Source organism: Niabella ginsenosidivorans (genome assembly GCF_001654455.1).
GTDB lineage: Bacteria > Bacteroidota > Bacteroidia > Chitinophagales > Chitinophagaceae > Niabella > Niabella ginsenosidivorans.
In genome coordinates this window covers 2,484,129-2,507,725 of record NZ_CP015772.1, presented here as the reverse complement: position 1 = coordinate 2,507,725, position 23,597 = coordinate 2,484,129, and the positions used below count along the sequence as shown (strand labels likewise).

22 protein-coding genes are annotated in these 23,597 nt (G+C 43.8%); 14 read left to right on the top strand and 8 right to left on the bottom strand.

The features are described 5' to 3' along the window. The first annotated feature begins 26 nt into the window (after positions 1-26). Genes A8C56_RS10505 through A8C56_RS10490 form a run of 4 tightly spaced genes read left to right on the top strand, consistent with a single transcriptional unit; the run spans position 27 to position 6,962 of the window. Positions 27-2,789, top strand: a complete 2,763-nt coding sequence (locus A8C56_RS10505) for a TonB-dependent receptor (RefSeq protein ID WP_067755512.1) — start codon at positions 27-29, stop codon at positions 2,787-2,789. A gap of 21 nt (positions 2,790-2,810) precedes the next feature. Further along, a complete protein-coding gene (locus A8C56_RS10500; protein WP_067755509.1) occupies positions 2,811-4,142 on the top strand; it encodes a DUF4876 domain-containing protein in 1,332 nt (443 codons plus the stop codon). A gap of 53 nt (positions 4,143-4,195) precedes the next feature. Continuing rightward, on the top strand, positions 4,196-5,821 hold the full coding sequence (locus tag A8C56_RS10495; protein WP_067755506.1) for a DUF6850 family outer membrane beta-barrel protein: 1,626 nt from the start codon (positions 4,196-4,198) through the stop codon (positions 5,819-5,821). 4 nt (positions 5,822-5,825) lie between these two features. After that, positions 5,826-6,962: a cytochrome-c peroxidase gene (locus A8C56_RS10490; protein WP_067755503.1), complete on the top strand. Its 1,137-nt coding sequence runs from the start codon at positions 5,826-5,828 to the stop codon at positions 6,960-6,962. 129 nt (positions 6,963-7,091) lie between these two features. Here A8C56_RS10490 and A8C56_RS10485 read toward each other — a convergent pair whose 3' ends face one another. Beyond that, the gene (locus A8C56_RS10485; RefSeq protein WP_067755500.1) at positions 7,092-8,219 is read right to left on the bottom strand and encodes an acyltransferase family protein; all 1,128 of its coding nucleotides are present in this window, start codon (positions 8,217-8,219) and stop codon (positions 7,092-7,094) included. A 320-nt stretch (positions 8,220-8,539) separates the two neighbouring features. Here A8C56_RS10485 and A8C56_RS10480 point away from each other — a divergent pair, with 320 nt between their 5' ends. Then, positions 8,540-10,891 (top strand): glycoside hydrolase family 3 protein, encoded by a 2,352-nt coding sequence (locus A8C56_RS10480; RefSeq protein ID WP_067761869.1) that lies wholly within the window; start codon positions 8,540-8,542, stop codon positions 10,889-10,891. A gap of 55 nt (positions 10,892-10,946) precedes the next feature. Here A8C56_RS10480 and recF read toward each other — a convergent pair whose 3' ends face one another. From recF to A8C56_RS10470, 3 genes are all read right to left on the bottom strand, one after another. Then, positions 10,947-12,029: a DNA replication/repair protein RecF gene (recF, locus tag A8C56_RS10475; RefSeq protein ID WP_067755498.1), complete on the bottom strand. Its 1,083-nt coding sequence runs from the start codon at positions 12,027-12,029 to the stop codon at positions 10,947-10,949. 156 nt (positions 12,030-12,185) lie between these two features. Next, positions 12,186-12,317: a hypothetical protein gene (locus A8C56_RS25275; RefSeq protein WP_262492635.1), complete on the bottom strand. Its 132-nt coding sequence runs from the start codon at positions 12,315-12,317 to the stop codon at positions 12,186-12,188. Continuing rightward, positions 12,305-12,484 carry a hypothetical protein gene (locus A8C56_RS10470; RefSeq protein ID WP_067755495.1) on the bottom strand — a complete coding sequence of 60 codons (180 nt, stop codon included), beginning with the start codon at positions 12,482-12,484 and terminating at the stop codon, positions 12,305-12,307. The genes A8C56_RS25275 and A8C56_RS10470 overlap by 13 nt, the downstream gene beginning before the upstream one ends. 227 nt (positions 12,485-12,711) lie before the next feature. Here A8C56_RS10470 and pdhA point away from each other — a divergent pair, with 227 nt between their 5' ends. From pdhA to A8C56_RS10435, 6 genes are all read left to right on the top strand, one after another. Then, positions 12,712-13,707 carry a pyruvate dehydrogenase (acetyl-transferring) E1 component subunit alpha gene (gene pdhA, locus A8C56_RS10465; RefSeq protein WP_067761867.1) on the top strand — a complete coding sequence of 332 codons (996 nt, stop codon included), beginning with the start codon at positions 12,712-12,714 and terminating at the stop codon, positions 13,705-13,707. A 25-nt stretch (positions 13,708-13,732) separates the two neighbouring features. Beyond that, on the top strand, positions 13,733-14,431 hold the full coding sequence (locus tag A8C56_RS10460) for a tetratricopeptide repeat protein (protein WP_067755489.1): 699 nt from the start codon (positions 13,733-13,735) through the stop codon (positions 14,429-14,431). Next, entirely contained in the window at positions 14,431-14,907 is a 477-nt protein-coding gene (gene ribH, locus A8C56_RS10455; RefSeq protein ID WP_067755486.1) for a 6,7-dimethyl-8-ribityllumazine synthase, read from the top strand. Before A8C56_RS10460 ends, ribH begins: the two co-directional genes overlap by 1 nt. 184 nt (positions 14,908-15,091) lie before the next feature. Then, positions 15,092-15,535 carry a hypothetical protein gene (locus A8C56_RS10450; RefSeq protein ID WP_067755483.1) on the top strand — a complete coding sequence of 148 codons (444 nt, stop codon included), beginning with the start codon at positions 15,092-15,094 and terminating at the stop codon, positions 15,533-15,535. Between the two features lies 1 nt (position 15,536). Further along, positions 15,537-16,256, top strand: a complete 720-nt coding sequence (locus A8C56_RS10445; protein ID WP_067755481.1) for a (Fe-S)-binding protein — start codon at positions 15,537-15,539, stop codon at positions 16,254-16,256. 343 nt (positions 16,257-16,599) lie between these two features. Then, positions 16,600-17,958: a TrpB-like pyridoxal phosphate-dependent enzyme gene (locus tag A8C56_RS10435; RefSeq protein WP_067755473.1), complete on the top strand. Its 1,359-nt coding sequence runs from the start codon at positions 16,600-16,602 to the stop codon at positions 17,956-17,958. An 8-nt stretch (positions 17,959-17,966) separates the two neighbouring features. On the opposite strand, the gene A8C56_RS10430 is transcribed toward A8C56_RS10435, so the two are convergent. The 4 genes from A8C56_RS10430 to A8C56_RS10415 all read right to left on the bottom strand — a co-directional run bounded on the left by A8C56_RS10430 (position 17,967) and on the right by A8C56_RS10415 (position 20,887). Next, positions 17,967-18,854, bottom strand: a complete 888-nt coding sequence (locus A8C56_RS10430) for a DUF72 domain-containing protein (RefSeq protein WP_067755470.1) — start codon at positions 18,852-18,854, stop codon at positions 17,967-17,969. A gap of 137 nt (positions 18,855-18,991) precedes the next feature. After that, positions 18,992-19,312 (bottom strand): hypothetical protein, encoded by a 321-nt coding sequence (locus tag A8C56_RS10425; RefSeq protein ID WP_157097946.1) that lies wholly within the window; start codon positions 19,310-19,312, stop codon positions 18,992-18,994. Positions 19,313-19,355: 43 nt separating this feature from the next. After that, entirely contained in the window at positions 19,356-19,751 is a 396-nt protein-coding gene (locus tag A8C56_RS10420; protein WP_067755466.1) for a hypothetical protein, read from the bottom strand. A 23-nt stretch (positions 19,752-19,774) separates the two neighbouring features. Beyond that, positions 19,775-20,887 carry an NAD(P)/FAD-dependent oxidoreductase gene (locus A8C56_RS10415; RefSeq protein WP_245645840.1) on the bottom strand — a complete coding sequence of 371 codons (1,113 nt, stop codon included), beginning with the start codon at positions 20,885-20,887 and terminating at the stop codon, positions 19,775-19,777. A gap of 128 nt (positions 20,888-21,015) precedes the next feature. Here A8C56_RS10415 and A8C56_RS10410 point away from each other — a divergent pair, with 128 nt between their 5' ends. The 3 genes from A8C56_RS10410 (at position 21,016) to A8C56_RS10400 (ending at position 23,537) form a co-directional block, all read left to right on the top strand. Continuing rightward, positions 21,016-21,747: a TylF/MycF/NovP-related O-methyltransferase gene (locus A8C56_RS10410; RefSeq protein ID WP_067755464.1), complete on the top strand. Its 732-nt coding sequence runs from the start codon at positions 21,016-21,018 to the stop codon at positions 21,745-21,747. A gap of 35 nt (positions 21,748-21,782) precedes the next feature. Then, positions 21,783-22,196, top strand: a complete 414-nt coding sequence (locus A8C56_RS10405; protein ID WP_067755462.1) for an EVE domain-containing protein — start codon at positions 21,783-21,785, stop codon at positions 22,194-22,196. Between the two features lie 306 nt (positions 22,197-22,502). Continuing rightward, positions 22,503-23,537, top strand: coding sequence for an FAD:protein FMN transferase (locus A8C56_RS10400; protein WP_067755458.1), 1,035 nt, complete (start codon positions 22,503-22,505; stop codon positions 23,535-23,537). Positions 23,538-23,597 lie beyond the last annotated feature (60 nt).

Here is a 23,597-nt window from a genome sequence, read left to right as displayed (position 1 = left end):
AGGTAGGGTACTTTTGCGTTCTGAAAATGGGCAAAACTATCGCTAAATATTTCTGTATCTGGCTTTTAATTACAGCAAGTGCAGTTTCAGGAGTGAATGCGCAGAATGGCAATGGTTTACAAGGAGTAGTGGAAGATACACAGGGAAAACCCATACAATTTGCAACAGTAAAGCTAAGCGTCGATAATGTTGAAATAGCTTCACGTAACACCAACGCAAAAGGTGAGTTTGAGTTTCCGGCAACGCTGCTGAATTACGACAGTATTGAGCTGCAGGCTTCCTTTATAAATAAAGCTGCCGAAACAGTAATTGTAAGGCGCGAAAATTATCCGCTTATTTTAAAAATAATATTACAAAACCTGAGTTTAACCCTTAATAATGTTGTTGTAACAAGCGTAGTTAAAAACCAGAATTCTGCTTCATCAATCGTGTTTGATGAAGAGGCCATACGGCAGTTGCAGGCATTTTCTCTGGCGGATATAATAAATGCATTACCTGGTAAGAAAACGCAGCCGCCGAATCTACAGACACCTCAAACCATTACATTAAGGACAGCTGCGGATGGTTTTAGTGCCGTTAATAATTCTTTTGGCATCGCCATTTTTATCGATGGCATCCGCATCAGTAATGAAACAGATATGCAATCGCGTGGATTATCTTCCCGTGGATTTGGAGGTTCCGCGTTGAATGCGCAGGGAAAACCGGCATCAGATGTTACCTATAATGGCTTTGATCTGAGAGATATTCCTATGTCCAACATTGCCAGCATAGAAATTATCCAGGGCATTGGTTCATCAAGGTATGGCGATTTTACAAATGGCGCAATACTGATAACAACCAAAGCCGGTAAAACGCCTTACAGCTTTAATACAAATATCAATGGGGGATCCAGCAGTTTTTCTTTGTCCAGGGGTTTTGATCTGGGTAAAAAAGCAGGCGCATTAAATTTTAGCGTAGGGTATACCAACAGCAACGATGATCCCCGGGATCAGCTAAAAACCTATGATAATATTAATGTAAGCATCAAGTGGACAAAAAATATCACTGATAATATCCGGAACTCGTTTACAATAACGGCCTCATCAAATTTTGATGATATCAAGCAAGACCCCGATGATGATGCAAGGGTAATGAGCTATTCAAAAAGAAGAAGCATAAGACTCAGCAATAACACCACTTTCAGTTTCAATAAACGTTTTTTAGATAACGCATCCCTGGCGTTAAACTATTCTGTTGGACAGCAGGATTCCTATAACCAGTATTTAATGAATCAATCTCCCAAAGGGATAGGATACAAAGATACAACCGGCGTCTATGAAGGTTACTTTATTCCCGGTCAGTATCTGGCAGTAGAACAGATAGATGGTAAGCCTATTTCATATAGTATCAATATGGATATGCAATCAAAGCAGCTGTCAACATTGGGGCTGAAGCACCAGTTGTCTTTTGGTCTCTCATTTAATGCTTCCGGTAATAAAGGCCAGGGAAATATTGTAAACCCCAATACGCCCAGATGGGTGAATCAGGCAAATCAAAATGAACGTCCTTTTAATTATGAGGATAGTGTGCAGTTTGAAAATAATTTTTCTGTCTATTTTCAGGATAATATCAGAGGCAGGCTGTTTACCAAACGGTTTAACCTGGGTGCCGGTTTCAGGCTAAATACTCAGAACAACAGACTGATGCCCCAGCCCAGGATTTCTTTTAACTATACGATCAATAAAAACCTGAGCATAAGCAGCGCTTATGGCATAACATATAAAGCCCCCTCTTTAGCACACCTGTATCCTTCACCTACCTATTTTGATATACCTTTGTTAAACCTGTACACCGGTTATATAAAAAGCAGCTTATACCTGGTATACACTCAAAAGGTACCGGCAGAGAACAGAAGCCTGAAAAATGCGGTCACTTATCAGTTTGAGCAGGGTATTAACTATACGTCTTCCAAAATTGGTACCGCCTCTGTTTTTGCTTATTACAAGGATAATAAGGATGGGTTCAATACCTTCAATGAATTTATACCTGTTACAGTACCCATTTATGATTATAAGATAAATGCAGACAGTACGCTGACCTATTTTCCAACCGGGGCATCCGGTAAAATTTGGGACCTGAGCAGAACCCGGATGAATAACGGGTTACACTCTGTTGATTATGGGATTCAGTTCTCATTTCAATCCAAAATCATTCCTGTCATTGCTACTTCCCTCTCAGTGAATGGCGGATATACGGTTTCTGAGTATAAAGACGGGAATCCTACTGTCACGCAGGTAGCTTCTGATGCGGCTTATGCCCGTTATGGAGCCGTGTATGTTACATATCTGAGTAAACAAAAGGTGTCCCGCAGTTCGGTAATCAATTTTGGTTCAGTTACACATATTCCCCGTATTGGTTTTGTTGTAAGTATTATAGCTGATTATCAGCCATTATTAAAAGGTCGATGGGATGCGCAAAATATTTATCCTGTTGGATATACTTTATATACCGGGGAATACATTCCATTGACGCCCGAAGAGGCACGTAGTGATGATTTTATTTATTTAAGAAAGGATGCGGAGAAGGATGATGCAGAAAAAAATATTATTCCCTCAAAAGGTTTCTGGACTTTTAATATGCGGGTGGCTAAAGAAATAAATAAAAAAATAAGGCTGTCTGTAAGCGCTTTCAATGTATTGAATATGAAACCGAAAGCGTATAAAATTTCAAACGGCGAAGGCGCACAGACCGTAGGATTGTATAATTATATACCGGTAAGCATAACGATTGGAGGCAGTTTGCAATTGTAATAACTACACATAATATAAAACATGAAAAAGCAACTATTGTTATTCAGCATTTTAATTGCGGCAGTTTTTTTTAGCTGCCGGAAATCGGATATTGATACAGTGAAGGCTGTATCGTTAAGTGTTCAGATAGAATACACCACTGAGGACAGTGCATTCGGGTTATCAAAAGCAGATATCCCGGTAAAAATAACCAACCTGGTGAATGGCCAGGAAAATACGGCCACTACCAATGCTGACGGGATCGCCATATTTGAAAGTGTTTCTCCGGGCAATTACACGGTTTCGGCTTCAAAAAATTACACGGCAGAGGAATTTTATGCCGCCACCAGCATACCTGTTGCATCTAACGTGGCTTACAATGCCACGGCAACACAGGCAGTGAACGAAAATGCGAATATTAAGCTAACCCTGCAAAGCGGTAAGATCGGGGATCTGGTATTTAAGCAGATTTATTATGCAGGGTCTAATACGAAAACAGGAGCAAGTTTCAGAGATGAATTTGTTGAGATCTACAATAATTCCAATCAAACCATTTATTTAGATAGTTTATATTTTGGGAATACCTGGCAGTCGAATACTAAAATAAGCGCAGGCGGTGTGCCTTTAGATTGGAGCACTTCTCCGGGGATGCCGGCAAATATTGGTGATCCTAATAAGGATTATATATATGCAAGATATTTATTTATGATACCGGGCAACGGAAAAGAACATCCGCTGGAACCTGGTAAGAGCATGATTATTGCTCAGACAGCAGTTAACCATACAGCTCCCTATGCTATCTATGACACAACAAACGGAGTTCCGGTTATGCAGAATATTATCGATCCTTCTTTATCTGTAGATTTGAGTAAAGCTGATTTTGAAATAAACCTGATAAAATATCTAAATGATATTACGCCTTATAAATGGGATGTGGATAATCCAAATGTTAAAAATGTTGATGTAGTTCATGTGCGCCAGGGTAATGACTGGGTGATGGATGCCAGCGGCAGAGAAGATTTTTTTATGTTTAAAACAAAAACACCATTTCCTGTTAATGAATGGCCCCGATACTCAGTGCCTGGTTCTCCTGCCAGCTTTTGTGCTCAGGTCAAGGTTGCGGATATTATAGATGCAGTTGAAATTTTAACGCCATTGGAAACAAATCGGGTACCAAAACGATTCCCTGTTTCTTTAGATGTATCAGGCACGTTTGTAACCGGAGGACAATACTCCTCCCAGTCTCTGATCAGGAAAACAGTGAAAATAGTAGAAGGCAGAAGGATTTTACAGGACACCAACAACTCTTCCAATGATTTTGAAACAAAAACAAAGGCAGATCCTTCTAAAACCGATGCGTCTTTTGAGAAATAGTATTGATGCGGCGATTCACTAAAATATACCTGTTTGCAAGCTTGTGTCTGTGCATGAATAGCCTTCATGCACAGGTACCTGTATTGGCGGATACTTTGTCATCTGTCAGCCCTGATTTTTATAAAGTCCTGCAAACAGAACGTAGCAAGCGGCTGAAGTCGGACAGTCTCTATATAAACACTTACCGGCAGCAACAAATACAGTTTATGCAAAGCAGCCTTACGCAATTAGTTGCGGATACACTACCGCAGGCTGCTATGTTGGAATTGGGCTATACCAACCAAAACAGGAATTTTAAGCTCCCTGTAACTGCCTGCAAAACCCAGAACGTGGTGCTTTATACCGAAGGGTTTACAACGCTTGGCAAAGCTAAAATAATGGGTAAGTTTTATTTTGATAAAATATGGGAAGACAGCCTTGCTAATAATTTAAGCGGCAACCTGCAAAACGGGGAGCCATATACGCATTTTGCAACGAAAGCCGGTAATTATGAACGGCAAAACCTGAATTTTGAAGCGGGAATCAGTTACCCGGTTATAAAACATTTATACATCACATCACTGCTTAACTACGATTACCATTGGTCAACAGGGTCAATTGATCCGCGGCCTGACAGCAAGCTCTTTCATCTGGAATATACTCCCGGTATAACTCTTCAAATCAGGAATATAACTTTCGGAGCAACGTATAGTTTGGGAAAAAGGGATGGCATGTATGATATTGTTTATAAAAATGAAATGTTCCGCACCAGTCAGCAATATCCTGAAAGACGGTTATATATTAATGACGGATACGGCTATATTGCCCAGTACACATCACAGGCATATTCGCGATCGGAAGACAGGATAGATGCCTGGGGCGTCAGCTTTGCCACAAAAACCGGAGCCTGGAATGTTAAAGCAAATTATTCTAGCAGTTTTGCGGCCAGAAAGAATTTCAACCTGCGGAATGCAGCTGATACCATTCCTTCAGGGGGTGATTTTGATGATGTAGTCAATAATTATATAAAAGAACTCGTGCATAGCAGCTATGACCTGACCATACAAAAACTGGCTGCTATTATTTATACGGATAATGATGCCTCTTCTCATCAGATATCATTGAATGGTATTATAAATGAAGGTACAGGCGTACTTATGTCTTCGTCAAACGGCGCCAGCTATTTATTTGATGAACATATTGCAGGGATTCAATATTTATTTACTTTAAAAAAAGAAAAAAAAGCAAGCACTGAAATGGGCATAGACGGCGGGTTACAGCATTTTACCAAAAAAGATTTTTTAGCCGCTCATTTTTATGAAAATACGGTTGCTGATGTGTCTGTATATGCCGGGAAGTATTTTTACAGGAATAACCAGCTATTTAAAATAACCATCAAACCCGGTTTTACTAAACCGTTGGTAAATGATTTATCGGTAGCAGCTACACAGGTAAATACTTTTACAAAAAATGTTGTTTATCCTGAGTACGATTACAGGGGCTCAACTTTTTTTAATGGTCAATTGGGCTTTTTATATTATACGCCCTCTATGCTAGGAATAACAGGTTCCGCCGTTTCGCTTAATGCAGGCTTTTTACAGAAAATAAAAGATAGTGATATGGATAGAAAACTTCTACAGCAACCCGCGAGCGGCAAAAATCAATTCAATATTTCTTTAGGATTTCAGATATTTTTGTAGCCCTATGCGTAAAACTTCTATAGTCATTGCTATTATTGTGGTATTGGGCATGATGTCTTTTTCATATACCAACCATTCTGCACAGGTATCTAAACACTACGCTGATTCGCTGAGAAATTTATATAGCCGCCCTGTGAGCCAATGGCCTGAACCTGCTATCGATCCGGGTGTTACCTGGTATGAAATGGGGGTTATTCCCAAAGATACTACCTGGATGCTGGTAGAGAATGACCCTGTTACCCGGCTGGGTATGTTCCTTTTTTTTGATCCCCGTCTTTCCGGTTCCAGCCAGATCTCCTGCAGCAGTTGTCACGATCCTGACCTGGCATGGCAGGATGGGAGAGTAGTGGCTTTAGGCAATGATCACCTGCAGGGGAGCCGCAATACGCAAAGCCTTTTAAACGTGTATATCTATCCCAAATTATTCTGGGATGGCCGGGCAAATGATTTTGAATCACAAATGGTAGCGCCTTTAAGCGCCCACCACGAAATGAATATGGACGTGCCCTTACTTCCTGAAAAGCTTGCCGGAATAAAGGGCTATGACAGCTTATTTATAAAAGCTTTTGGTTCAGAGAAAAGGAGCTTTGACAAAATTTCAAAAGCCCTGGCTGCATTTCAGAAAACCATCCGCAGCCGGGGTACCCGTTTCGATAAATTTATGAGCGGTGATTATAAAGCGTTTAATGATGATGAAATTGCGGGCCTGCACCTGTTCCGCACCAAAGCCCGTTGTATGAACTGTCATAACGGTGTTTTTCTTACCGATACCAGCTTTCATAATATCGGGCTTACGTATTATAAAAGAAAGTACGAAGACCTGGGCAGATATAACGTCACTCATAATAAGGATGATGTCGGCAAATTCAGAACGCCTTCGCTAAGAGAACTGGAGCGAACGAGGCCCTGGATGCACAATGGCCTATTCGATAACCTGGAGGGCGTTATAAATATGTACAACAGCGGTATGCCGCAAAAAGCCAAAACAGAAGAGCAAAAGAACGACCCGCTTTTCCCCCGGACCGATCATTTATTAAAACCGCTTGGTCTTACCAAAGAAGAGCGGCAGCAATTAATAGCTTTTCTGCATACCTTAACCGGGGTGCCTTACCGGATGCGCCGGCCGGAGCTGCCGAAATAAAGAACATCTTTTAAACTCCGGGAAAAAGGAATGTTATATTTTTATCCTGGGTTTAGTAGAAAAGCGGTACTATCCGGATATTCTTTCCGGCCAGCTTCGAATAAAGGAACTGCCGCGCCCAGGTTATTTTTAAAGCCTGATAAATAACTTCTTCCTGTAAAGAAAATAACCAGCCAGCCAGCAGCAAAGCATAAAACTTACCGACCATAACAGGGAAGGAATATGACCTGTGCCTAATTGCCCCCAGGTAACATCGTAAAGCGCTTTGAAAAGCGGGCGCTTATCGGGCATATGATAACTGTAAAGTAATATGGGCACCACTTCGCTGAACAGGTAAATGAACAGAGCATTTTTGCCAAAAACCTCAAAAAATACAACCCCTGTTTTTATCCCCTTAAAATCCACGTAATATAAAATGGTAGAAATGATCAGGCAATCGAGGCCTGTAGTAAGGCAAACAAAGCTGCTTGTCCATAATTTTTTGTTGATGGGAAAAGAAAGGTTCCACAAATAACCAAGTGCCAGTAACAGGAACCCGGTAATGGCCAGCCGGGCGAGCATTTCAAAGCTTTTGGAATTTTTTCGTATATGCACGCCCGCCAGATACCCGATGAGCACATTTACAATGGCAGGCAGGGTGCTTAAGATACCTTCCGGGTCAAAAGCGTTTTGGGCATCTTTAATATAAAGATGTTCTCTTGTCAGCAACAGGATATCCAGTTTGGTTTCAGCAGCACCGTTTACGGTATAATCGCCAAAGGTCATCATAATCAGCCAATACCCCAAAAGCAGGCAAATGCTGGTAATGATCACTGTTCTTACAGATGCAAAGCGGATGATCAGCGCGCCGATACCATAACAAAGCGCAATCCGCTGTAATACGCCAAAGATCCGTGTTTGGCCGATGGGAAAAGAATGTACCTGGTTCAGCACGTCTACTTTTACAAAGGGCAGCCAGTACATCAGGTAGCCGATCAGGAACAGCAGCAGCGTCCTTTTCAGGATCTTCAGAACCACCTTACGATCTGGTTGCTGATCCCATTTTGCTTTTGAAAAGCTGATCGCATTCCCCACCGCAAACAGGAAGGAAGGGAACACAAGATCGGTTAATGTAAAACCATTCCATTCTGCATGCCTGAGTTCAGGAAAAGGGTTAGGCCCGCCCGTATTAACAATGATCATAAAACAGATTGTCATTCCCCGAAAAATATCCAGGGCCAGGAACCGGCCGGATTTTACGGCATCCAGATTATTCATTTATTTAAAATTGGTTGACCTAAAGTAATAGGAAACGATGGCTTATCCAAAAAATATTTTACCCTTCATTTGTGCATCAGAGCGAATGCGTCAATTTATTTTTTGCTGTAATGGACCATTAAAAGTTCATTCACAATACCACGTCCCGACTATCAGGAGACGAATAAGCGTTAAACCCATTTTTCAAAATAAAAACAGTATTTGCCCATCCGTATTCCGATAGCTTTTACCCGGAACAGTAAAAATAGTTTACAGATTTATACATAAACCCTCATTTGCGTATTCTATTTATGAATGAAAAATTTAATGTAAGTTTGGTTATGTGTATCTACAATCACCTGATCGTTTCCAAACGATTGCTTGCAAGCTTACTGTTAACCGGCCTCCTGAATACTACCCTGGCGCAGGTAAGCAATACTTCAGACAAAGTGGTTTATAAAACTGTAGCCAATAAAACAGGCCCTGTGCTTGGGTATTCGCCCGGTTCCGGCGTAAAGATCCTGATCATCGATGGATGCTTTTTTAAGGACCTGAATAAAAACGGGCAATTAGACAAATATGAAGACTGGCGGTTGTCCGCAGATGAGCGGGCCACAGACCTGGCTGGAAAAATGTCTGTAGAACAAATCGCGGGCCTTATGTTGTACAGTGCTCACCAGGCAATACCGGCAAACCCCAAAGGCTTTGGATCCGGAACCTATAACGGTAAACCCATTGACTCCAGTGATGCATCGCCTGATGCCATCAGCGATCAGCAAAAGGCGTTTCTTAAAGAAGACAACCTGCGGCATATCCTGGTAACGCGTGTAAAAAGCCCTGAAACAGCTGCACGCTGGAACAATAATGTGCAGGCTTTTGTGGAAGGGCTGGGCCTGGGAATTCCGGCTAACAACAGCTCTGATCCGCGAAACGGCGTGGTAGCCAATGCAGAATATAATATAGGCGCCGGCGGCACTATTTCCATGTGGCCGGAGCCGATAGGCATGGCGGCTACTTTTGACCCTCAGCTCGTTGAGCAGTTTGGTCATATAGCCGCACAGGAATACCGTGCTTTGGGCATTGCCACTGCTTTATCTCCGCAAATTGATCTTGCAACGGAGCCGCGGTGGAGCCGCTTCAATGGTACATTTAGTGAGAATCCCCGGCTTTCTGTTGATATGGCCCGGGCCTATGTGGATGGCTTCCAGACCTCTGCCGGTACGGCGGAAATAAAGAACGGGTGGGGCTTTCACAGTGTGAATGCCATGGTAAAACACTGGCCCGGAGGCGGACCCGAAGAAGGAGGGCGCGATGCTCATTTTGCATACGGGAAATTTGCAGTTTATCCCGGTAATAATTTCCGGATGCACCTGATGCCTTTTATTGACGGGGCATTCAAGCTGAACGGCAAAACAAAATCTGCCGCAGCAGTAATGCCGTATTATACCATTTCCTATAACCAGGATAAAAAATACGGGGAGAACGTAGGGAACAGCTATAGTAAATACATCATCACCGATCTGCTGCGCAATAAATATGCCTACGATGGGGTTGTTTGCACGGACTGGATGATTACAGCTGATGAAGGAAAGCAGCCGGATGTTTTCTTAGGCAAGTCCTGGGGTGTTGAAAAGCTTTCTGTTGCGGAGCGGCATTATAAGATCCTGATGGCAGGGGTTGATCAGTTCGGAGGCAACAATGCCGCGGGCCCCGTACTGGAGGCTTACCAGATGGGAGTGAAAGAGCATGGGGAAGCTTTTATGCGCAAACGTTTTGAACAATCTGCCGTGCGCCTGCTGCGCAATATATTTAATACCGGCTTGTTTGAGAACCCTTATGTTGATCCCGAAGCCTCTGCAAGGATCGTGGGAAATGCTGAATTCATGAAAGCAGGGTATGGAGCGCAGCTGAAATCCATCGTGCTGCTCAAGAACAAAGGACAGGTGCTGCCGCTTTCAAAAAATAAGACGGTCTATATTCCCAAACGCATTGTGCCGGCCGGAAGGGATTGGTTTGGTACCATAACACCGGAGCGCGTGGAATACCCTGTAAACCTTGACATCCTGAAAAAATATTTCAATATAACCGATGACCCGGCAAAGGCAGATCTTGCCATTGTATTTGTAAAAGGCCCAAACAGCGGTGTGGGCTATGATGCAAAAGACCGGCAAAATGGAGGCAATGGCTATGTGCCTGTCAGCCTGCAATATGAAAAGTATAAAGCTACGGCCGCCAGGGAGCAAAGCATTGCTGCCGGTGATCCTGTAGTAGATCCGGGCATCACCAACAGATCCTATAAGAACAAAACAGTGACCGCGTCTAATGTAACGGATCTGAAGTCGATACTGGATACAAAGGCAGCTATGAAAAGGAAGCCGGTAATAGTGTGCATGACCCTGACCAATCCCGCCGTAGTGGCGGAATTTGAACCACAAATTGACGGGTTGCTGGTTGCCTTTGGTGTGCAGGATCAGGCTATGGCTGATGTCTTATCCGGTACTGCCGAGCCTTCGGGCCTGTTGCCCCTGCAGTTGCCGGCCGATATGCAAACAGTGGAAATGCAAAAAGAAGATGTGCCGTTGGATATGAAACCCTACAGAGATAGTGAAGGCCATGTATACGATTTTGGCTATGGCATGAGCTGGAAAGGCATTATCAGCGATAGCAGGACAATGAAATATAAACAACGCTGATAAGAGATAGGGAGCGATTTTTTTCACAGCCCGGATCTGTTGCCAACAGACCCATTTATAATTCGATCAGGTGAAAATCTGCCTGCAACGCTTCCATATGCTGAACAATACGTTCCCTGTTGGTATCTGTTATAAAAACCTGCCCGCTGTCTGCAGCACAAACCCTGGCCAGGAGATTGCTCATCCGGTCTTCATCCAGTTTCTCAAAAACATCATCCAGCAGGAGAATGGGCGTAAATTTCTTTTCAGCTGCCAGCACTTCCAGCTCCGTTATCTTTAAGGCAAACAAAAGGCTCTTACGCTGCCCCTGTGAAGCAATGCTTTTAAAAGGCTGTTCACCTAGCTGGATGCTGATATCATCTCTGTGGATCCCGGCAGTCGTTCTGCCCAATGCCTTATCTTTTGGCCGCACTGCCTGCAGTATGGCTTCAAAAGGGGCTTCCAGTAACCGGCTTTCATACAACAGGGAAAGTTGTTCCTCCTGTTGGGCAATTTCCGTATACAGGCGCCTGACCTTTGGTAAAAAAGTGATCAGGGCATCGCGCCGCCTGGTAAAAAGAAAGTTACCGGCAGGGATCAGTTGTTCATCCAGCACGGATAGCAATGATTCATCAAGAGGTCCTGTTTCCAGTGCCGTTTTAAGAAGGCTGTTACGTTGCTGTAAAATTTTATTATAGAGGATCAGTTGCTTCAGGTATTCAGGATCCAGCTGGGAGAGCAGGGCATCCATAAAATTCCTTCGTTCCTCGCTGCCGCCTGTGATCAGCACGGCATCATCCGGGGCAATGACCACGCAGGGATAACGGCCGATATGCTTTGAGAATTTATCATAGGGCTCCCCGTTAACAGAGAACTCTTTCTTCCCGTTTTCCCGCAGGATGCAAACGGCTTTTTCCTCAGCAACGTTTAATAAAAACCGGCCTTCAATGCGGAACCCGCTGGCTCCCTGCTGTACGTTTACCGCATCCGTTTTGCTGAAATAGCCGCGGGTAAAACAGAGGTAATGGATCGCATCCAGGATGTTGGTTTTACCAACCCCGTTCTTGCCGCAGATGGCCACTACCTTCTTTGGAAAAGCAAAGTTCCTGTTGGTATAGTTCTTAAACTGCAGGAGCGATATGGAGTCTATTGAAAGCAATAATCGATAAGTGATTGATAATTATATGGATCTGATTGATACTGCACCCAAACACTTAATAAAAGCGCTAAGTTAAGTGTTTATGGTTTTTATAATTGCCGGTATTTTTCCGGGTTTTGTAAATTGTTTAAGCAGCTAACAAATAACCACCCACTTTTAATGCAGGAACATCAGCCTGGCAATCAATACAGGTACACCTATCATAAAGAGCAGCAACAGATCCATCCACCAGCGGTCACCCTGTTGCCGGTAGTGCCCAATCCATCGGGCAATTCTTAATCCTGCCATATAACAAACCACATAAAAACAAGGATCATTGCTCTTAAGCCACTGTCTACATAATGATCATCCGGTGTTGCCTGCGGCGGGGTCATTTCAAACAGGATCAGGTAAACAGCCGGCGGGAGGAGTAAAATTCCCAGTTGGACCAGAACATATTTTAGGGAGGAGCTCATCAATCTGTAGTTTTTAATACAGGTTGCTGCTAAAAGTAACCTGGTAAGTTCCTGATGCAGGGCGCCGATAACCGGATGAACAGCAGGCTGAAAGAAGGCCGGTGCGGCCTATGGTTGCTGCGCGCAGGAGGCAGTACAAAAAATGTATATAAATTCAATCGGGCAGGCAGGTTAAAAGGGTATAAATCAGAATTTTTCCCTTACATTTGCTACTCAAAATTTTAGACGTGGCAACAAAATTTTCAAAAGAAACCTACCTGTACTGGTATGAATTGATGCAGCTCATCCGCACGTTTGAGCTTACGGCTGAGGAAAAGTATAAAATGGAAGGGAAGATCCGTGGTTTTTTTCATGCTTATGTAGGCCAGGAAGCCATTGCCGCAGGGTGTATGACCGCCACAAAACCGGAAGATATTTTTATTACGGGTTATCGTGATCATGGTTTAGCCATCTCAAAAGGAGTTTCTGTAGATAGCTGTATGGCCGAATTATATGGTAAGGCTACCGGCTGTGCAAAGGGAAAGGGGGGCAGTATGCACTTTTTTGGCAAGGAGCAGCATTTCTATGGCGGCCATGGTATTGTAGGCGCCCAGATAGGTGTTGGAACAGGTCTTGCTTTTGCTGAACACTATAAAGGTACTGAAAATGTAGTGCTTTGCTTTTTTGGAGATGGCGCTGCCCGCCAGGGAATCCTGCATGAGTCCTTTAACCTGGCCATGCTGTGGAAGCTGCCGGTCATTTACATTTGCGAGAACAATAATTACGCAATGGGCACTTCAGTAGAGCGCACTTCCAATATCCATGATATCTATAAATTAGGCGCTGCTTATGATATGCCCTCTGAAATGGTGGATGGTATGGACCCTGAAACCGTTCATGAAGCAGTAGCAAAAGCGGTAAAAAGGGCACGGGAAAAAGGCGGCCCTACCTTATTGGAAATTAAAACTTATCGGTATAAAGGCCACTCAATCAGCGATCCGCAGAAATACAGAACGAAAGAAGAAGTAGATGAATATAAAGCAAAGGACCCTATTAACCAGTTAAGAAAAACGATCCTGGATAGTAAGACTGCCACCGAGGCCCAGATCAGGGAAATTGATACCCGCTGTGATGAAGTGGTAGCCGCTTCCGTAAAATTTGCAGAAGAAAGTCCTTTCCCTAACGATGATGAGGTGCTGAAAGATGTATACGTAGATGAGCATTATCCTTTTATAACAGATTAAAAAAACAAATAAATATTTACATTAAATGACAGATAAGCGTAATAATGAAACTGTAAATGAGCATAATACAGGTTCAAACGCAGTGGATAATCTCAGGGTTTTCTGGTTAAAGAACGGTAAGAAATTAAGCATCGTATTGGGTGCGGTTGTTCTTTTTGTTGCAGGGTTTATGCTCTATAAATCCTTTGTGCAGCGGCCAAAGATAGAAGAAGCTTTGGACAGAAGTTTTAAGGCCCAGGAATATTTTGCAAAAGACTCCTTTAACCTGGCTCTGAACGGCGATGGTGTAAATCCAGGTTTTGTAGCAATCGCAGGCAGATACAGCGGTACACCAACCGGGAATCTGGCAAATTTTTATGCAGGGGTCTGTTATATTAAGCTGAATCAGAATGATAAAGCGGTGAAATATCTGAGTGAGTTTAAGACCGGTTCCAAACCGGTACAGCAACGTGCCTATAAATTGCTGGGCGATGCTTATGGCGATATGGGCAATGGTGCAAAGGCTTTGGAAAATTACAAAAAGGCAGCTACGACCTTTGAAGATGATGCAACGGCTTCGGCAGATGCCCTGTTCAGCGCGGCATACCTGGCCCAACATGTATTGAACAATAAAAAAGAGGCAATAGACCTTTATACGCAGTTGAAAGAAAAATATCCGCGTACGCAGCAGGGATTTGATGCTGATAAATATTTAGCGCAGCTAGGCGTTTATAATGTAAACTAATGGCAACACAGGGAAACAGTGATCTGTATAATATGAACGCGGGCATTCTGAAAAAGGATGCCTGTGTTGTTTTAGTAAAAACGGAATGGAACGCAGCTATCGTTAATGAGCTGGAAGCCGGATGTATAGCTGTTTTTAAGCAATACGGAGTGAAGCACCAGACATTGATTGTTCCGGGTGCGGTGGAAATTACCTTCGCCATTAAGCGCTGCTGGGAACGGAATAAAAACTCCGAAGCTCCGGATGCTTTTATTGCCCTGGGTTGCGTTATAAAAGGAGATACGCCGCATTTTGATTATGTGTGCGATTTTGTAACACAGGGAGTGTTGCAGCTCAATCTTATGCTGCCCATACCAACGATCTATGGGGTGCTGACCGTAAATACGGAGGCACAGGCAAAGGAACGTATTGGCGGCGCTCATGGGCATAAGGGAGAGGAAGCGGCCATTACCGCTCTTAAAATGATCAATTCCTGATCAAAGGTTTTATCCGCTGATGTTGTGTTGCCGGGGCTCCTGCCTGCCATAAAAGCAGCAAAGAAAGAATGGTGAGAACTCCGGATGCCATCCAACCAGGCACCACCTTCCGGCAGCCACCGGATGCGTTTCAGCACACAGTTGTTATTCAGGAACGGATTACCTTGTCATTAAAAATAAAGGAATGAAGTATTTTTATTTTTTTGCCGGATTGCTGGCTCTGCAATTGATTGTTTCCTGTAACGAAACAGGAAATAAACCAGCAACACCTGCAGATACTGCCGCTACCTTAATAAGGGCACATCCGGACACCATAAGCACCCAGCCTCCCGCCGGAGCGATCACAGAGAAAATGATCACAGACAGTCTGCAAAAGATCCCTTTTGTGGCAGAAACCCAGGAATATATTGATTCGTTCAGCCGTCATAAACACGGTCTTGCATTTTTAATGGATACGGCCGGTGACAAAAGGATTCGTGTGAGGGCGGGGTATAATGGCAATGCTGCACATTTTGAAACTTATTATAATTTTACGGTAGATCCGCAAACCTTCGATATTAAAATAACAGAACCCGTTAGCGGAGATGAAATGACGATAGAAGAATATCAAAAAGCACAGAAAAAGTAACATGAACGTACAATTATTCATACCCTGCTTTGTAGATCAGCTTTATCCCCAAACCGGGTTTAATATGGTAAAGGTGCTGGAAAAGTTCGGATGTACGGTTGCTTATAATACCAACCAGACCTGTTGCGGTCAGCCCGCTTTTAATGCCGGTTTCCGGGAAGAATCAAAGGCGGTTTGTACCAAATTCTTAAACGACTTCAGTGGTGCCGGTTATGTGGTAGCGCCCAGTGCAAGCTGCGTGGGCTTTGTACGTAATTATTACCCGACATTGTTTGATAATTCATCCCTGCATAATGAAGTAAAAGCGCTGGGAGCAAAGATCTTTGAGTTTTCTGAGTTCCTGATTAATATATTACAGGTAACGGATACCGGTGCTGCACTAAAAGGGAATGCCACCTATCACGACAGCTGCGCCGGCCTGCGTGAATGCAAAATAAAAGCGGAGCCAAGAACCCTGCTTGCCAACGTCCGCGGACTGATATTGAATGAAATGAACGATGTAGAGACCTGCTGCGGGTTTGGAGGTACTTTTGCCGTAAAATTTCCCGGAATATCTATAAATATGGGAGAGCAGAAAGTAGAAAATGCTCTTGCCACAGGTGCTGAATACCTCATCAGCACCGACCTTTCCTGTCTGATGCATCTGCAGGGCTATATAGATAATAAAAAATATCCCATCAAAACCATGCACCTGGCAGATGTGCTGGCAAGCGGGTGGTAGAAGTATTGCTTTCAATAAGGAAGCACGCATTATACGTCACATTTTTGGCGCTGACCAAAGGCCCCTTAATTGTCATATTGAGTTTTCCATTTGTAAAAACAAAATCATCCGAAAGTTCGGATGAGGCAGTGACAATCATTCTTAGGGGGCACCCTGAAAATGGCATCCCGGGCTTGTTCCGGGATCTGTTTTTGTTTCAGGAGCTGCAGGCCCGGGCCATAAGTTAACGGCAATAGTGTCTGCGTTGACCGGAAGTTAAATTACTATTTTTGATCCTGGTTCATTATAAATTGTTTATAAAGTATAAGTGCTTTATATTTAGCTCTAAAACAGTTTGCAAGAAATGGAAAAGAAAATTTTGCTGAATGAGAAAGATCTGCCTGCCCAGTGGTACAACATAGTGGCAGATATGCCCAATAAGCCCCTGCCGCCCTTGCACCCGGGCACCAGGCAACCCATCAGCGGGGAAGACCTGGCTCCATTGTTCCCCATGGAGCTGATCCAGCAGGAAGTATCAGCAGAGCGCTATATTGATATTCCTGAAGAAGTAAGGGAAGCTTATCGTATCTGGCGCCCGACACCGCTGATAAGAGCCACGGGTCTGGAAAAAGCCTTGAAGACAGACTGTAAAATTTATTATAAATATGAAGGAACAAGCCCCAGTGGTTCCCATAAACCCAATACCGCAATTCCACAGGCGTACTACAATAAAAAAGCAGGAGTAAAACGCATTATAACTGAAACAGGAGCAGGGCAGTGGGGCACGGCCTTAAGCTTTGCCTGCGCGCAATTTGGTATCGACTGTGAGGTATACATGGTGCGCATCAGCTATGATCAAAAGCCTTATCGCAAAATATTAATGAACACCTTTGGGGCTAAGGTCTATGCATCGCCCAGCACCAATACCCAGGCCGGCAGGAACGCACTGGCAGCAAACCCCAATACACCGGGAAGCCTGGGGCTGGCTATATCCGAGGCGATTGAAATAGCAGCCGGTGATGAAAATACCAAGTATTCCCTGGGTTCTGTACTGAACCATGTATTGCTGCATCAGACCATTATTGGGCAGGAGGCTAAAAAGCAAATGGAATATACAGGCGATTACCCGGACATTATCATCGCTCCGTTGGGTGGCGGCTCCAATTTTGCAGGTTTATCTTTCCCTTTTATAAAAGATAAGATAGAAGGTAAAAATGTACGTTGTATTGCAGTGGAACCAGCTTCCTGTCCAAAATTAACCAAGGGGAAATTTATGTATGATTTTGGCGACACACAGGGCTATACGCCGCTGCTGCCTATGTATACCCTGGGCCACACCTTTACACCTGCAGCTATACACGCAGGTGGCCTGCGTTATCATGGAGCCAGTGTTCTATGTAGTCAGTTATTGAAAGATGATTTGATTGAGGCAAGTGCCATTCAGCAACTGGAATGTTTTGAAGCAGGGGTATTGTTTGCAAAAACAGAAGGCATTGTGCCTGCACCGGAAGCCAACCACGGTATTGCCCAGGTACTGCGCGAAGTGAATAAAGCAAAAGAAGAAGGGATCAGCAAAACCATTCTTTTTAATTTATGCGGACATGGGTTTGTAGACATGGCAGCCTACCAGGATTATTTTGACGGCAAACTGCAAAACCACTCTTTTACGGATGAAGAGCTGACCGGCGCTATTAAAGAGATCGAGGCATTACAGCCGCAGTAAAGAAAGGCTTAAAACAACGATCCCTGTTCGTTGGCCTTATCCGGTATTTTTAATGAAAGGCCGAAAGTTTTATTGACCGAGCGAATAAAGTGCGCGGCCAGCAACGGGGATTCCAGCTCTACATTCTGGTGCACAAAAAAATATAATTTCTGGAGTCCCTGCTTCCGCCATTTTTTAATACGCGGTATCCAGTCATTTAGCCGGTCAACATCGGAGGGGTGATTGGCGCCTACATAGCGGATAAAAGCTACAGGGCCTGTAAGCCGCATATGCAGCAGATCCCGGCGGCCTGCCGTATCCACAATAATATTGGTCCTGCCCAGCTCTTCTAACAGTCGGGTATATTTTTTTAAGATTGTTTTATCAGCAAACCATTCTTCATTTCTTACTTCCACAGCCAATGGAATCTCTTTGGGAAAATGGGTCAGCATTTTTTCAAGCCGGTCAAAATCCCTGGGTTTGAAATTATCATGCAGCTGTAAAAAGGCCATACCCAGGCGGTCATCAAAATTGCTGATCGCGTTGCAGAATTCCTCTACTTCAGGCTGTACATCTGTCAGGCGTTTGTAATGGCTGATCGTATTGGTAAGTTTTGGAAAGAATTTAAAACCGGGCGGTGTTTTATCCTTCCAGGTCTTAACCTGTTTCCAATCCGGCATTTTATAAAACGTAGCGTTCAGTTCAATGCAATTAAACTGCGTGGCATAATAAGCCAGTTCATCTTTGGTTCCCTTTGGATAAAAACCTTTCAGATCTGTACGGTTCCATTTGGCACAGCCAACCGCAACTTCAAAGTCTGTTTTCTTTGCCAGGCCCAAAACCCTGGAAGTTTCAGGGTTATCTTTTGGCAGCGTAAAATCAATGGTTTCCGGGTGTGCGACTTTTCCAAATTTCATATATCATTTTTTTAAAGGTGTGTTGGTGTAAAGGATCTTATAAATATCGGTCTTTCCCACATTCCTGCTTTCCGCTAAAATAAAGATATCCGGGCTCTGTTGCTGAAACAGAAGGCCTGAATGCCCATACACCGGGATTATTGATCAGTCCATCCGGGTAACTTAACAGGGCTCAGCGTCCGTTTTTCTTTGAAATAATAGTGCTGAGCTGTTTTATGGTCACCACGGGTAGAGGTAAAGACCAGGATGCCTTCCGGAAGCAGGGCCGCGTCAAAATCGTCATCCGCCGGATTCATAATGCTGCCAGGGTGCTCCGGCCGGGAGTTCTTGATCCTGTCTGTTTTAATTTTAAAAAATTCCTGCTTTCCGCACCCGCCATATCTATCGATTGCAAAATATAAATAAATTCCTTTAGGATCTGTTAACGGCGCCCATTCATTGCCTTTTGAATTGACCATCGGGCTAAAATTCTGCGGCATTCCGAACTGACCGGTCTGCAGGTCATACGGAGCTAAGTAAAGAGCATCTCCTCCAAAACCACCCGTCCTGCCTGAAAAAGAAATAAATGCCACTGTCGTCCGGTGCAAAGAAAGGATCAGAATCGCTGGAGTCTGAATTGAAGTTTGCCGGCTGTGCGGGTGCCCATTGATCATTTATTTTGTGGAGCTCCCGGATATCCGGGTCTTTTTTACCTTTGATGCGGTCAATACCACCCCACAGCATCTTTGTGCCGGTGCTGTTAAAATTGGTCTTTACTTCTGCATTCTTTGTGCTTACCAGGTCCGGAAGAAAAGGTGCCCCGCTGTCCGGAAATAGCAACTGTGCATTTACTGATGGTATTTCCATAACGGATAAGCAAAAGAGCAGAAACGGCAGGAGATTTCTTTTGATTTTCATAAACAGGCTTCGTTGATCCGGGTTTAAAACAGTTCCACAATTTTCCTGGCAACAGCAGGAGCTAACGCAACGCCCATGCCACTCATACGGAGCGCGCAAAAACTGCGGTCGCTCAGTTGTTCTGTAACAGGCATTTTCTCTTTTCCCATTGCCATAATACCTGCCCAGCGATGCGTAATTTCCGGACACCGGCCGGGAAGGATTACTGTGCTTAAAAAATGTTCCAGTGCCTGCTGAACAGGCAGCGTGGTAAAGGCGTCCAGCGTATATTCTGTCTGGAGAGACGTGTTACGCGCGCCGCCTAACAGGATGCGGTCATTCAGGTTTCTGAAATAATAAAACCCTTCCTGGTAATGAAAGGTTCCTGTAAACTTCAGATCCGGAACAGGCTCCGTTAACAGCACCTGGCCTCTTGCAGGTACCAGGTCTGTTTTGGGCAACAACTGATTACTGAAGGCATTGGTGCAATATACAAGCCGTTCTGTTCGCAGATCAGGTCCCTTTGCAGTGATCAGCCTGATACCATCTGATTGTTCTTCCACCTCTCTGACTGTTGTAGCAAATAAGAACCGGATGTCCATTTTTACGGCCAGTTGAAATAGTGCGTTCACCAATTTGCCCGAATGCAAACTACCTTCAAAACGGTTTTCGATCAGGTGGGCAATGGCGCCAAACCCAAATGATTCAATTTTTTCATCTGAAACAGTAAAAGTGTCCGGCGATCCTGTAACCAGGTAAAGCCATTCATTCAGCATTGAAAGGTCTTTCAGGTATTCCTCTCCGGATAATAATTCATATCCTTTGCAAAGAGAAAAGTCAATGAGCGCATTTCCAAAAACTTTTTGAATGGTACGTAACCCATCAAAACGCATGCGCACCAGTTCCAGCGCTTTTTCATGGCCCATAAGGCCTGCGTCTGATAAAATTTCGGTAAGGCTTCCAAAACAAGCAAAGCCTGCATTACGCAGGGAGGCTCCCGCAGGAATGGTGCCTCTTTCCACTATGGTTATTTTTTTTGACGGAAATTTTTGCCGCAGGAAAATAGCCGTCCACAAGCCGGTAAAACCTGCGCCAATAATAATGATATCCTGCAACCCATAATAAGTGTCCTGCTCCCAAATACTTATCTGATCCACAGCTGTGCTTATTTGTTTCTTTAAAAATAGGACTATTCCGGGTGAACCCTGTTAATTATATTCAAATCCCTGTTTATTAAAATGGTTTATATTTGATTTTTAATCTTTTGACATAATAATGATGCTGAATGTTTGCAAAATTGAATCGCTTTGTAAAGGATCTTATTTTGGTTAGCGGGGTAGGGTATTTGTTTTATCCTTTCAGAAAGGTATTGCTTTTCCTCTATAACCTCGGTTTATTAACTCATTGGATACACCGGAATAAAAGGCTGCCGGCCAATACTGATTATTTTACATGGGGCCGTAATTATGAAAAACGGATCAATGGATTTGAATATATTTTAAACCGCTATCAGTTACGGGATCAGGCATTTTTATACATGGAGTTTGGAGTAGCTTCCGGTGTATCCTTTGAGTGGTGGCTGCAACATGCACAACACCCCGAAACCACATTTTGGGGGTTTGATACCTTTGAGGGGTTACCGGAAAATTGGGGGCCTTTCTATAAAAAGGGCGCAATGGCACATACAGAGAAGGCATATGTTGACACCCGGTATCGCTTTTTCAAAGGAATATTCCAGGATACGCTTGCTGATGCAATTGAACAAAACAGAACCCTGATGCGCAGGGAAGGGATAAAGGTGATCCTGCTGGATGCGGACCTGTTCTCTTCAACGCTCTTTGTGCTGTCCCAACTGTACCCTTATCTGAAAAGAGGGGACCTGATCATCCTGGATGAATTTAATGTACCCAATCATGAGTTCTATGCCGTAAAACTCTTCCAGGAATGTTTTTACAGGAAACTGGAACCGGTTTCGGCGCTTAACAATTTTTATCAGACTATTTTTGAAGTGCAGTAAAAGAATTTTAGTTTTTTCAATTTTAAAAAAATCACATGTCATACTGGCTTATAAAATCAGAACCTTTTAAATACAGCTACGACCAGCTGGTAAAGGATAAGAAAACAGTTTGGGATGGTGTTCGTAATTATGCAGCCCGCCTGAACCTGCGTGCAATGAAAAAAGGAGACCTGGCTTTTTTTTATCATAGCAATGAAGGAATGGAGATCGTAGGTATTGCAAAGATCACCAAAGAAGCTTTCCAGGATCCTACCACCACAGACGAGCGCTGGGTAGCTGTTGAAGTGGCTCCTTATAAAAAACTGAAAAAAACAGTACCACTTGCAGCCATAAAAGAGGTGCCGGCATTAAAGGAAATGGATCTGGTGCGTTTAGGCAGGCTGTCTGTGCAAACAGTGAAACCGGAAGAATGGGCCCTAATATTAGAAATGTCAGAGGAGAAGGCATAATACTTGTCAATAATAAAGCAGATAAATTTTTCTGCTCCGTAATTATTATTTGAGCACCTCTCCGGTGACTCCGGTCACTGTTTTCCCATGCTACGAACATGTGGTTAAATGGTTAGAGCCTTCGTTTAAGGACGTTGTTCAGATGCCGGAAGCTTCTCAAAGCCTGGCAGGCATGAATAGCGGGAATTGAGCATCATTATGCCCAACGTTTTAATTGTTACATAGGAATTATTCATATTGCAGGCAATTAAAATATTATTCCGGGGCGCTGATTTTTAGAACCGGTATTACCTATCTTTGACGTTTATGGCTCAGGTATTAAAATGGGGATGGCGCTTGTCAGGGTTTTTAACGGTTGTCCTTGTATTTTCTTTTTTCAGAAAATCCAATGAGCTCAAACCATATCATGTAAACGGGTTCGCTCAGGGTACTACCTATCATATTACTTATTACGCAGAGGACAGCGTACTAAGGCGGTCGCAGGCGGATAGCATCTTCCATTCCATTGACAGTTCACTGTCTGTATACAAACCTTATTCTTTAATTACAAGGTTTAATCAGTGTAAAAGAGGCATTATCGCCGACCGGCACCTTAAGAAGGTTGTTGCCAAAGCGCTGGAAGTATCTAGGGCTTCCGGCGGGATCTTTGATATAACGGTCATGCCCCTGGTAAAGCTCTGGGGTTTTGGCCCGGAAGGAAAGACAAAAGCGGAGCCCACTGCGCGGCAGATCAGAGAAGTACTATCTTATGTGGGGTACCGGAAAATTTATTTTAAAGAAGACAGCCTTATAAAAAAAGATTACCGGACGACGATCGACGTAAATGGTATTGCACAGGGCTATACTGTGGATGTGATCGCCGGTTTCTTTGAGTCAAAGGGAATCCGGAATTACCTGGTGGAAGTGGGTGGCGAGATCCGGGTAAAAGGGAGCAAACAGCCTTCCGGGGAGCTCATGAAAATAGGCATTGAACGCCCATCTGAAACTGTTGATGACAGTAACCCGGTATTAATAAAAAGGATCCGCGTGAAAGAGGGGGCCGTAACCACTTCCGGCAAATACCGCAACGCATATAAAAGCGGTAGCAAAAAAATATCACACCTGATGGATCCGCGTACAGGCTATTCGATCCGGAATGAAATGATCAGCGCTACGGTGCTGGCAAAGGACGGCATTACAGCGGATGCCTATGATAATGTGTTTATGGGCATGTCTGTCAATGAGGCTTTTGCTTTTTTAAAAAAGCACCCGGGGCTGGAAGGCTATTTTATTTATTCCGGGAAAGACGGGGCCGTTGCTGATACGGCATCGGCCGGATTCAATGCCCTGCTGGAAAAATGAGCCGGGTAATAACAGTAGCGCCTAAGGTAAAAAAAATATAGCCCTGCAGGGCTTTCTATT

Bases quoted from the DNA above. Each gene is read 5' to 3' on its own strand.
- A8C56_RS10410 (WP_067755464.1), top strand. From the start codon at position 21,016: ATGTTTGCAAAATTGAATCGCTTTGTAAAGGATCTTATTTTGGTTAGC.
- A8C56_RS10435 (WP_067755473.1), top strand. From the start codon at position 16,600: ATGGAAAAGAAAATTTTGCTGAATGAGAAAGATCTGCCTGCCCAGTGG.
- A8C56_RS10485 (WP_067755500.1), bottom strand. From the start codon at position 8,219: ATGAATAATCTGGATGCCGTAAAATCCGGCCGGTTCCTGGCCCTGGAT.
- A8C56_RS10460 (WP_067755489.1), top strand. From the start codon at position 13,733: ATGACAGATAAGCGTAATAATGAAACTGTAAATGAGCATAATACAGGT.
- A8C56_RS10495 (WP_067755506.1), top strand. From the start codon at position 4,196: ATGAATAGCCTTCATGCACAGGTACCTGTATTGGCGGATACTTTGTCA.
- A8C56_RS10445 (WP_067755481.1), top strand. From the start codon at position 15,537: ATGAACGTACAATTATTCATACCCTGCTTTGTAGATCAGCTTTATCCC.
- A8C56_RS10490 (WP_067755503.1), top strand. From the start codon at position 5,826: ATGCGTAAAACTTCTATAGTCATTGCTATTATTGTGGTATTGGGCATG.
- ribH (WP_067755486.1), top strand. From the start codon at position 14,431: ATGGCAACACAGGGAAACAGTGATCTGTATAATATGAACGCGGGCATT.
- A8C56_RS10430 (WP_067755470.1), bottom strand. From the start codon at position 18,854: ATGAAATTTGGAAAAGTCGCACACCCGGAAACCATTGATTTTACGCTG.
- A8C56_RS10420 (WP_067755466.1), bottom strand. From the start codon at position 19,751: ATGAAAATCAAAAGAAATCTCCTGCCGTTTCTGCTCTTTTGCTTATCC.
- A8C56_RS10505 (WP_067755512.1), top strand. From the start codon at position 27: ATGGGCAAAACTATCGCTAAATATTTCTGTATCTGGCTTTTAATTACA.
- A8C56_RS10470 (WP_067755495.1), bottom strand. From the start codon at position 12,484: ATGAGCTCCTCCCTAAAATATGTTCTGGTCCAACTGGGAATTTTACTC.
- A8C56_RS10480 (WP_067761869.1), top strand. From the start codon at position 8,540: ATGTGTATCTACAATCACCTGATCGTTTCCAAACGATTGCTTGCAAGC.
- A8C56_RS10500 (WP_067755509.1), top strand. From the start codon at position 2,811: ATGAAAAAGCAACTATTGTTATTCAGCATTTTAATTGCGGCAGTTTTT.
- A8C56_RS25275 (WP_262492635.1), bottom strand. From the start codon at position 12,317: ATGGCAGGATTAAGAATTGCCCGATGGATTGGGCACTACCGGCAACAG.
- A8C56_RS10400 (WP_067755458.1), top strand. From the start codon at position 22,503: ATGGCTCAGGTATTAAAATGGGGATGGCGCTTGTCAGGGTTTTTAACG.
- A8C56_RS10425 (WP_157097946.1), bottom strand. From the start codon at position 19,312: ATGGTCAATTCAAAAGGCAATGAATGGGCGCCGTTAACAGATCCTAAA.
- A8C56_RS10450 (WP_067755483.1), top strand. From the start codon at position 15,092: ATGAAGTATTTTTATTTTTTTGCCGGATTGCTGGCTCTGCAATTGATT.
- A8C56_RS10405 (WP_067755462.1), top strand. From the start codon at position 21,783: ATGTCATACTGGCTTATAAAATCAGAACCTTTTAAATACAGCTACGAC.